Annotated in this window: 12 protein-coding genes; 7 read left to right on the forward strand and 5 right to left on the reverse strand. The window is 47.3% G+C overall.

Annotation, left to right across the window (positions count from 1 at the left end; genetic code table 11):
- The first annotated feature begins 154 nt into the window (after positions 1-154).
- The 3 genes from GX019_03800 to GX019_03810 all read left to right on the forward strand — a co-directional run bounded on the left by GX019_03800 (position 155) and on the right by GX019_03810 (position 3036).
- Entirely contained in the window at positions 155-1291 is a 1137-nt protein-coding gene (locus GX019_03800; GenBank protein HHT36283.1) for an MFS transporter, read from the forward strand.
- A 63-nt stretch (positions 1292-1354) separates the two neighbouring features.
- The gene (locus tag GX019_03805; GenBank protein HHT36284.1) at positions 1355-2188 is read left to right on the forward strand and encodes an N-acetylmuramoyl-L-alanine amidase; all 834 of its coding nucleotides are present in this window, start codon (positions 1355-1357) and stop codon (positions 2186-2188) included.
- A gap of 65 nt (positions 2189-2253) precedes the next feature.
- Positions 2254-3036, forward strand: coding sequence for an HAD-IIA family hydrolase (locus tag GX019_03810; protein HHT36285.1), 783 nt, complete (start codon positions 2254-2256; stop codon positions 3034-3036).
- Between the two features lie 57 nt (positions 3037-3093).
- On the opposite strand, the gene GX019_03815 is transcribed toward GX019_03810, so the two are convergent.
- A complete protein-coding gene (locus GX019_03815; GenBank protein HHT36286.1) occupies positions 3094-3858 on the reverse strand; it encodes a hypothetical protein in 765 nt (254 codons plus the stop codon).
- A gap of 102 nt (positions 3859-3960) precedes the next feature.
- Positions 3961-5442, reverse strand: a complete 1482-nt coding sequence (locus tag GX019_03820) for a hypothetical protein (protein ID HHT36287.1) — start codon at positions 5440-5442, stop codon at positions 3961-3963.
- A gap of 120 nt (positions 5443-5562) precedes the next feature.
- Between GX019_03820 and GX019_03825 the strand changes: the two genes are divergently transcribed.
- A complete protein-coding gene (locus GX019_03825; protein ID HHT36288.1) occupies positions 5563-6144 on the forward strand; it encodes a hypothetical protein in 582 nt (193 codons plus the stop codon).
- Positions 6145-6232: 88 nt separating this feature from the next.
- A complete protein-coding gene (locus GX019_03830) occupies positions 6233-7204 on the forward strand; it encodes a glycosyltransferase family 4 protein (GenBank protein HHT36289.1) in 972 nt (323 codons plus the stop codon).
- On the opposite strand, the gene GX019_03835 is transcribed toward GX019_03830, so the two are convergent.
- The gene (locus GX019_03835) at positions 7183-7395 is read right to left on the reverse strand and encodes a hypothetical protein (protein ID HHT36290.1); all 213 of its coding nucleotides are present in this window, start codon (positions 7393-7395) and stop codon (positions 7183-7185) included. The two genes, GX019_03830 and GX019_03835, sit on opposite strands and share 22 nt — an antisense overlap.
- Before the next feature lie 96 nt (positions 7396-7491).
- On the opposite strand from GX019_03835, the gene GX019_03840 reads away from it, so the two are divergent.
- A complete protein-coding gene (locus tag GX019_03840) occupies positions 7492-7812 on the forward strand; it encodes a hypothetical protein (GenBank protein HHT36291.1) in 321 nt (106 codons plus the stop codon).
- Here GX019_03840 and GX019_03845 read toward each other — a convergent pair.
- Both GX019_03845 and guaB read right to left on the reverse strand, forming a co-directional pair.
- Positions 7800-8447 (reverse strand): CPBP family intramembrane metalloprotease, encoded by a 648-nt coding sequence (locus tag GX019_03845; protein HHT36292.1) that lies wholly within the window; start codon positions 8445-8447, stop codon positions 7800-7802. The two genes, GX019_03840 and GX019_03845, sit on opposite strands and share 13 nt — an antisense overlap.
- Before the next feature lie 82 nt (positions 8448-8529).
- Positions 8530-9993 (reverse strand): IMP dehydrogenase, encoded by a 1464-nt coding sequence (guaB, locus tag GX019_03850; GenBank protein ID HHT36293.1) that lies wholly within the window; start codon positions 9991-9993, stop codon positions 8530-8532.
- A 199-nt stretch (positions 9994-10192) separates the two neighbouring features.
- On the opposite strand from guaB, the gene GX019_03855 reads away from it, so the two are divergent.
- A partial coding sequence (locus GX019_03855) for a hypothetical protein (GenBank protein ID HHT36294.1) occupies positions 10193-10305 on the forward strand: 113 nt, incomplete at its 3' end.

The following is a 10305-nucleotide window of genomic DNA, read 5'->3' on the forward strand; positions in this document are numbered from 1 at the left end:
TTAGGATAGATTTACATTGTTAATTTTTAGCATTGGCCGTGCGAATGATTTTCTGGCATAAAAGACATACTTAAAGGCAAAAACCGGTGAAAGGGAGAGGTTATTGAAACAACAAGGACGAGCGCTGGCCGCAGTAGCAGCTGTGCCGCTGGTAATGACTCTGGGCAATTCCATGCTGATCCCAGTCATCCCCATAATTGAACGCCAGCTTTACCTCAGCCCGCTCCAGGCAAGTCTGATTATTACCGTATATTCCATCACAGCAGTGCCCCTGATCCCCATCGCCGGTTTCTTATCGGATCGGATTGGCAGAAAAACGGTGATCATTCCCAGCCTCATTCTTGCCGGGTTAGGAGGGCTGGCAGCCGCGGCAGCCTCTCTGCTTTTAACCAATCCCTACAGTATTATTCTGGCATCCCGCGTTCTCCAGGGCATTGGGGCAGCTGGTGCTTTTCCCTTGGTGCTGCCTCTAACCCGCGATCTGTTTCAGGATGGAGCAGAGATCAGCTATGCGCTGGGATTAATTGAAACCTCCAATACATTCGGTAAGGTTGTTAGTCCTATCTTGGGCTCACTTCTGGCTGCTCTAGCATGGTACATTCCTTTTGCAGCTATCCCTATCCTAGCAGCGGTATCAGTTCTCGCTATTGCCTTTTGGGTCAAGGTTCCGTCAGAGAGGAGTACAGGGACCAATATCCAGCTTTCCTTCAGCCGTCTCAAAACTATCTTTACAAAAGAAGGCAGATGGTTGATAACTGTCTATCTGACTGGCTGCATTATCATGCTGGTGCTGTTCGGTATTCAATTTTATGTTTCGGAACTGCTTGAACTCAGCTACCAAGTTTTCGGTATTCTTAAAGGTCTCATTTTAGCAATCCCCCTGGTAAGTCTCTGCACAATCTCTTATCTCACCGGCCGATGGCTTGGTGCCAGTAAATCTCAGATGAAGTGGTGCGCGTTATCCGGTATGCTTTTATTAGCCATCTCCAGCGCGGTTACCAGTTTCTGCCGTAACTTTGCTCTGCTCATAGCGCTTCTTACACTTGGCTTCGCCGGTATTGGAGCCGCTCTCCCGAGTTTGGATGCTCTGATAACCGAAAATGTAGAGCAGGAACATAATGGGACTGTAACATCCATCTACAACAGCCTGCGCTTCGTAGGCGTAGCTGCAGGGCCACCCATATTTGCCTGGTTAATGGAGCATTCGCATCAGATGGTGTTTTGGACCGCAGCTGGAATAAGTTTAACAGCAGTAATCCTTATTGGTAAATTCATTAAAGTAGGTACCTGATTACTAATGGGCAAGCAGACCAGCATATATTTAAGCAAATGATTATGCTGAGGGGTGTTCTGCTTGTCATCGAGAATATTTGTAGTAATAACTCTCAAGCATGTCAGAGCGGTGCTGCTTGGCACAGCAGCCATTATCGCGATCGTTATGGCTTTAGTTATCTTTAAACCGCAGGTGGTCCCTACAGAAGCCAAGCTTACCGGCTATATTGTAGCAGTTGATCCCGGTCATGGCGGCCGAGACTCAGGCAGTGCTCATGCGGGTGTATATGAAAAAGAGATTACCCTGTTGTTAAGTAAAGCGATTGTCAAAGAAATCAACAACCGCGGCGGAACAGCTGTCATTACCCGAGATGAGGATACCGATCTGTGGGATTACATCACCTACGAACAAGAGATTGCGATTACTAAACAGGAGTACCAGGAAGATCTTCAGCTGGGGCGATCAATAGATTCCCGCGATCGGGATATCGCTTTAGGAACTCGCTATCCGCCTACCTACAGATTAGGCCTGAGATCACGTCTATTAATAGCTGAGCAGCACCATGCGAATATAATGATCAGCATCCACACAAACCACTACCGCTCCGAAAGCGCTAAAGGAGCCGTAACTCTGTATCAACCCCACTCCCATGAGAGCCAACAGCTCGCCTTGGCGGTCCAGCGCTACCTAAAAGACCTCCTCCCGGGAAGAGCAGAGCCGGGCATTAAACCCGATAACTTCTTTATCCTGCGCCGCAGCCGTATTCCAACCGTACTGATTGAGATTGGTTTTGTTTCCAACAAACAAGATCGTGAATATATGCTCTCGGAAAAGGGCCAGAAGGAAATAGCTGCAGCAGTTGTTAACGGCATCGAGGATTACTTCGCCCATTTGGCCACAATTGCCGGTTATTGAAGTTCTGGGAAATATTCTATATAATGAAGGCGGAATAACTGAGGACGGAAGGCAGGATAGAATGAATGGACTTACTGAAATATGAAGGATACATCTTTGATCTTGACGGGACAATCTACTTGAGCAACCGCCTGCTCGCTAATGCCGATCGCGTAATTGCATCCTTGCTGCGGCAGAGTAAAAAAGTAGTGTTTTTAACTAACAAGCCCATCGAAAGCCGCGCTGCTTACGCAGAAAAACTAAACCGCATGGGTATCAGCGTCACTATTGATAACATCATTAACTCTTCTCTAGTCACCGCCGACTGCATCCGCCAAGAAAAACCGGGTGCAGTAGTGTACGTCATTGGCGAGCCGCCTCTAATCGAGGAATTAGAGTCTGCAGGCTTACAGATAACCCAAGATCCACTCCAAGCTGATTTTTTGGTCGTAGCTTTTGACCGCACGTTTCATTACAATAAACTAAACGATGCGATGATTGCTCTAAAAAATGGAGCACGCTACTTCGCTACTAACCCGGACCGCACCTGCCCCGTTGACGGCGGTGAAATACCGGACTGCGCCGGCATGATGGGCGCTATCGAAGGAGTGACCGGGCGCCGCCCTGAGCTGATCTGCGGTAAACCTTCGCCTCAAATGCTGAAAACAGCTCTTAACCGTCTGCAGCTGCCGGTCGAATCCTGTTTAATGATAGGCGACCGTTTGGAAACTGATATTCAAATGGGAATCGATTTAGGAATTGATACAGCGCTAGTGCTGACCGGCATCACCAATTTCGAAATGTTAAAAGCGTCCCCCATCAAGCCCACTTATGTACTGCAGAGTGTAGCGGACATTCTCATTGAATAAGCAAAAAAGCTGAACGCCCAGGTGTTTTCCTGTGTTCAGCTTTTTTATGATCAGTATTTATCTGCCTACAAAGATTTCTGTTGCATAATACATGGTACCGTATTTAACAATACCAACTCCAATGTGAGTATAAGCGGATGATAGAATATTAGCTCTGTGGCCGCTGCTGTTCATTAAGCCGTTATGAACGCGGGTTAGGCTGCCTGCTTTAGCTAAGTTTTCACCAGCCATCTTATAGCTGACTCCAGCAGCATCCAAGATTGAGTGGAACTTCGTTCTGGCATAATGCGCCACCTCACCGGTTGATGCCATTTCATGACTCTTCTCTTTAGCTAACCTTACTAAGCTCATATCCACTGTCAGAGGTTTTAATCCCCTCGCTGTCCGCTCCTGATTCACCAAATCAATCAGCTGCTTTTCCAGACTGGTCAGCGAACTTGATGGAGCAGGCACAGGATTAGGCTTTGGTGTAATCGGCTGCAGAGGCTGCTGCGGATTGGGCTGAGTTGGCTGCTGTGGCTGTTCCGGCTCTACCGGATCAGCAGGCTGCACCGGATTTGGAGTGGGATTCTGCGGCTGTGGATTGTTCCAGCCCCAACCATTACTGCTGTTATTCCATGAACCCCAGTAAGAACTCCAGGGATTGGAACTGCTGTTATTGGTATGACCGCTGCCGCCATTATTATTGTTATTATTGTTGCTGCTGCCGTTATTAGAGCTTGTCCACCCATTCTGCCAATAACTCCAAGAACTTGCTTCAGAAACTAGACTGATGGATGCAATCAGCATCACGACCAGCAATAGTACTGCATATCGTTTCAAGGTATTCACTCCCTGTAATATAATAGTCTAGAACAATATTGTGTCCTAGACCATTATAACTTATTGACAGGGAGAGCTCCAACGGTAATTCCTGGAACTCAATTAGATGCGGGATAGGATTTTTTGAATTAGATTGCGTTTTGGTCTGCTCTTAAGCGGTTTGGATTCAGACTGTGCCGCCTTTGCGCTGTTTTGAGCTTCCAGCTCCGCAATTCTAGACTTGATCTCGCGCAGCTGAGTCTCGGAAATTTTTGCCCTTAAACTGGATTCGATTTTCTCGATCCGCTCCTTCAGGGTATTAAACTCAGCATTAGGACGCTGCGTTCCGAACCGCGCTTTTAAACTGCGAACCTCTTCTCTCAGCGTTTGAACCCGCTGAACTAATAAACTCAGCTCCTCAGATTGTTCCCTCAGCTTCTGCTCCAGCAGCTGCTCCGCTTTAGCCGTCAAGCTCTTTTCGATTTCCTCAGCGAGTTCAGCTTTAACATCAAGAATTCTGGCATACTGTTCCTTAACAGACTGCCATTCTTGATGGAGCTGAAAGGCCTGAGCAAAAAACCGCCGCTCTGCCTCTTTGCGGGCCTGCTCAGCAGGTGATGGCTCCGGTTTGGGCTGAGGATCTGGTTCTGGTGTCGGTGCAGGAGTTTGAGCATCACCTGGCGGCTTTTCCTCCGCCACTGACTGCAGTTCTTCCTGTCTGCGAACATAGACACGCATCACCGCGCACCCGCAGTTGTCTTCGGCATCAGCAGATACCGCCTGATAAGTACTCTCATACACATCCATGTCCAACAGCTCCGGATCCGACCACTCCTGCTCATACCGCGCGCGCCACAGTTTACTCGACTGCATCCAAACCACAGCTGGAACATCATGAGAAATATCTATTCCGGGCTGAAAAACGTCCTTGGTGATGGGAGACAGCTCACAGGGTTTACTCCAGTATTCCTCCCTGAGCACAGCTTTAAGAATTTTACCCTGCTCCAAACTGCTGATCCACACAATTATTAAAGCCCTGTTAGAATCATAAATTTGAGGGCTGTCGGCCGGCTCCTGAACTAATGGGATGGCACCACTCCAAGACTTATTCTTCATATCTCCCAAGCGGTAAAACAATGTCTCCAGCGGCTGATCCGCATATACTAAATGCAGCTGCCGATCAGAACCATTAGCGATCTGCCAATGCTGGGGATCGCCGCTGATATTACTGGTTACACGCACCGAGTCACCCCAGCGGCCGGCGGCAAAGGTATGCTGGATTAAGACACAGCCTGTCTGTTTAAGGTTTTCTTGAAGATAAAACAAGTGAGGAGTTCCGTCCGAATCTGTTACCATCTTCAAGCTGCGGATCGGCTGCGCTTCTGTCATTATTTCCTGCGAAAGCAGCTCGCTGTCGCCAAACCAGTGGAGAATCGTATTATTCTTTAACAGAGCCGCCACGTGAATGTTATTTTTACTGACTGTAACCGCGCAGTCCTCTACTTGATTTGGATAAAGCGGCACAGTTTTATCACCATGCAGCACCAAACCTTCGCCAGTGCTTGTTAACAATTTGTAGCGGGGATGTTCAAGCCTAATTCGCATTTTAAACCTCCTTTCCTAGTAAATCTATGCCCGGTAGAAATTAATTAAGACTTTTTTTGAGAAATCATCACCACTAGAAACCGACTGCATAATATGATCTCAGAAAGGAGGGTTCGCTTAATGCCTTATGAAGGTTATGAGCCTGATTTTGAGCGTGAATGTATTCTAGTAAACAAAGTTTACAATGAATGCGTGATCATTGATTGTCCAATCTACCGCATCCCCATTCCCCCCGGATATCCGCCAGCTGTTAACGTAGTCGACTGTGAAGTAACAAACATTGAAACAATGGGAACTATAGTTGGTGCCGGCGAGCTCAGCATAACTGTAAACTTTGTGCTTAATGTTGAATATGACGGCAACGGAGAAACCCGCTTTATTCAACAAACAGCCCAATTTAGAAGAAGGAGAGTGTTGTTAGAGGGTGCACTGCCGGGTATGGATGTTGTCATCCTACCGCTGATTCAATGTATCAGCTGCACTCCGGTTGATGGCGGAACGGCAATCGAGTGCGATGTAGGTGTTTACATTGTTGTAAAAGTTGTTTCCTTGGTTCAGCTTGAAGTATTTGGTAGGTTCTGTCCTGAACCCCCAGAATGTGAAGCTTTTGAACCCCTCGGCTGTCCTGAATGGTTTGAGTTGGCCAGGTCAGGAGCCTTTTGGCCGCCCTTCCCACCCCAACCTCCTAGAAATAACACTTAAGCTGGTTATGGAAGGGGATACAATCCAGCATCCGCATATCGGGGTGCTGGATTACTTCTTATTGCTGCTGTTTTAAGGAGGATTTGGCTTGCGGATTTTAATGCTGACCCGCTTTTATTTAAACGGTCAAACAACCCATGTGTTCTCCCTCTGTTCAGAACTGCTAAAAGCAGGTCACCAGCCGTTCTTGGCTGCTGTTAATCTGGACCATCCGGCTTACCGCCAATGGCTGAGTTCCCGCCGCATTCCCTTTACCACATCAGCTGAGCAACACCATCTCGATAAGCTGATGGAGAACTACAGCTTCGATCTGATTCATACTCATTCTGCCCACACCTTAGAACTTGCCCTTGACTTTGGCAGACGGTATCAAATCCCGACAGCAGCCACCTGCCACTATTTAGATTTTGAACCGCTGGATCTGCTTGCAGCTGCTGACAAGATCATCACAATCAGTCCGGAAATGGCTGAAACGCTGGCACTCCCAGCGGAGAAAACCGTAATGATCGAAAATGGAGTAGATATACGCGCGCTAAGAACTGAACAGATACCAAGAAATCACTCTGTACCGACTGCTCTTATTGCAGTGCGAATGACCGAAGAAAAAGAGCCGGGCTGTGCCGAACTTGTAAGGGCGCTGACAGCGCAGGGATGGAAAGTTTATTCTGTAGGCAATTGGCGGCCTTATTATCTGGGAATTCCATACTCAGGCTGGCAAGTTAATTTGACTGCGCTTTATCAAGCCGCCGATCTGGTAATCGGTACTGGAAGAAGCGTTCGGGAAGGAATGGCAGCAGGAGCTGCTTGTTTCGTTCTGGGAGATTATCTCGATGGAGTTGTCACTGAAGCAAATGTAGAGCTGCTGCGGCATTACAACTTCAGCGGCCGCGCAGCCAAACAGCTTCCAGATCCACAAGTGATTGCCGCTCAAGTAGAATATCTTTCCAAGACAAACTTAGCAGAACTGCAGGAATTCAGCGCCAGCTATGCTCAAGAGCATTTTTCGCTGCAGGAAATGACCGACGCTGTCATCTCTGTTTACAGATCTTTGGTTGGATAGGCTAATTTCTGGAACAGCTGTCGTTTTTTCCTCTCCGGGACGCGGATCAGATCGTCAAGGGGGGCATCAGCCATTAAGCGGTGAAATAAGCCTTTTAAGATAGCGGTTTCTCCCCGGATATCGACAACTATAAAATAAATGTCACCAGAATAGGACTTTCTAACCACCACTGTTCCGACGGTAACATTCATTTTTGCTCGCTCCTTGCGCAGGTATTTGTTATTAGAATATGCAGGCGAAAGGAAAAAGTAACGCGGCGTCAAATAATACTAGTGGAGGTGTCCTCTATGAAATTAATTATTATAGTAGTTGAAGACGACGATGCTCCAAACCTGATTCGCGAACTATCCGCAGAAGGTTATAGTTCTACTAAACTTGCCAGCACTGGCGGTTTCCTGCTCCATGGAAACACCACTCTTTTGGTAGGTGTGAAAGATGAGCAGGTTGATCCTGTGATTGATATTGTGAAAAGAATCTGTGTCCGCCGCAAAAAAATCATTCCTCAGGCAGCGGCAGAGATTCCAACTTCAATTCATCTGCCAATTGAAATCGAAGTTGGCGGAGCTATTCTGTTCGTTGTTGATGTAGAGGAGTTTCACAGAATGTAGATCAATAATGCCAAAGTGTTTACGACTGCATGGGCGGTTATCGGTCTGAGCAGGTTATCGCTGGCTGTAAACAGCCGGCCTAAAATTATGCCCGAAATCAGCACCGGAATAAATTGGATTAAATAAAAATGCACCAGAGCAAAGAAAATGGCGCTGCAGAAGACTGCCCATTTTCCCGGCATTACCTGAGCTAGCGATTTCAGCATTGCTCCGCGAAATAAAAGTTCCTCACTGAGGGAAGCTCCAACAGTTATTAACAGCGCTGCCAACCCAATCCTGACCGGGTCCTCAACCCCTAAAAGCATACTGATTCCAGCCTGTTCCTGGGCCAGCCAGCTCTGCACGTGCTCGGATCCAAAAACTTGGCTTAATCCAGTGATAATTATGAGGTTGAGCAAATTGATTATGAAAAACAGGACCAAACCCGCTGTAAATCCCCTTACAAAATCCTTTAACTGCCACCGCAAAACGACCGTGTTTCTCAAAGCCATGAGACTGCCAAGAATCAGCCAGAGTTGCTGCAGAGCCATCCAGAAAATCAAATTTTCACCATTATCTGCAGGTAAACCGATGCGGATCATATTAATCAGCATCCAGCCAAGAATCACTAACAACAGCCAGCGTTTATTAACCATCTGATCACCTCGCTTCTCATTTTATTCCCCTGTTAGTCCACCGATACCTTGTCACAAAAAAAGAAGCGTTTCCGCTTCTTTCTTAAAATCTATAGTTTGGCGCTTCCTTAGTAATCTGAATGGAGTGAGGGTGACTCTCATGCATCCCGGCGGGAGAGATCCGCACAAACCGTGCTTTTTCCTGCAGAGCATTGATATTCGGGGCTCCGCAGTAACCCATCCCGGCCCGCACTCCACCGATCAGCTGAAATACTGTCTCGGATACGGTGCCCTTATAAGGAACGCGGCCTTCAATGCCCTCCGGCACCAGTTTCCTGTCATCCTCCTGGAAGTACCGATCTTTACTGCCTGCTTTCATAGCAGCTAATGAACCCATACCTCGATAGACCTTGTAACTTCTGCCTTGGTAAATTTCAAGCTCACCCGGAGCTTCCTCTGTACCGGCCAAAAGACTGCCCAGCATAACCACATCTGCTCCTGCAGCGAGCGCTTTAGCAATATCGCCGGAATAGCGAATGCCCCCGTCAGCAATTACCGGAACGCCATGCTTTCTGCCTACCTGAGCGCAGTCCCAAACAGCTGTCAGCTGCGGCACTCCTACGCCGGTTACTACACGGGTTGTGCAGATCGAACCTGGACCAATGCCGATCTTAACCGCATCTGCCCCAGCTGCAATTAGAGCTTCTGCCGCCTCTTTTGTAGCAATGTTTCCGGAAATAATATCAACCTTGGCACCAAACTCCTGCTTTAACAGCTCGGTAGTTTCGATTACTTTCTTAGAGTGGCCATGAGCAGTATCAATAACTAAAATATCAACACCAGCTTTTACCAGAGCAGCTGCTCGCTCCATAACATCGGCTCCGACACCGACTGCAGCTGCTACCCGCAGCCGGCCGTGGCTGTCTTTAGCAGCATTTGGATACTGTCTGGCTTTCTCAATATCTTTGATGGTAATTAATCCTTTGAGGCGAAAATCCTCATCCACTAACGGTAATTTCTCGATCCGGTGCTTGTGCAGGATTCTCTTAGCTTCGTCCAAAGTTGTGTTAACCGGACCAGTGACCAGATTATCCTTAGTCATCACCGCGCCGATCGGCTGATCAAAGTTTTCCTCAAACTTTAAATCCCGATTAGTCAGAATTCCAACCAGCTTGTGATCCTTGTCCACAATAGGAACACCTGAGATGCGGTAGCGAGCCATGAGCTCTAAAGCATCCGAGATCCTGTGTTCGGGACTCAAGAAAAATGGATCAACAATTACGCCGCTCTCTGAGCGTTTAACCTTGTCAACTTCACCAGCCTGCTCTTCGATTGACAGATTCTTGTGGATGACACCGAGGCCGCCTTCTCGTGCCATGGCTATTGCCATTCGGGCTTCGGTGACTGTATCCATACCTGCACTGATAATCGGTATATTCAATGTAACATTTTTGGTTATCCTAGTGGATGTACTTACCTCACTCGGTAAGACATCGGAAGCAGCCGGCACTAAAAGCACATCGTCAAAAGTCAGCCCTTCCTTACCAAACTTAGTCTCAAAATCCATTTAACCAATCCTTTCGTAACTTGTCTGTTGTTGCATATTTTATCACAATGAAGTTAAAAGGCAATACCTATCGGGAGCGAAAATAATATAGAAATTGGCAGGTTTTTCTTACCCGCAATGTAGAATATCTTATGGAAAAAGCAAAATAGAATCCCATCAGATTCTGCTGTAGATGAAATCTATATAGGAGGTTTAGTTTATGGAAATTAAAAAAATAGCGATCCTGGGTTCAGGACGTCTCGGCCGCGGTATTGCGGAAAACGCAGCCACTAAAGGTTACGATGTAACCCTTTTCACCCAAGGTGCCGGCAG

The organism is Bacillota bacterium, from assembly GCA_012837335.1.
GTDB lineage: Bacteria > Bacillota > Limnochordia > Darwinibacteriales > DTU012 > DTU012.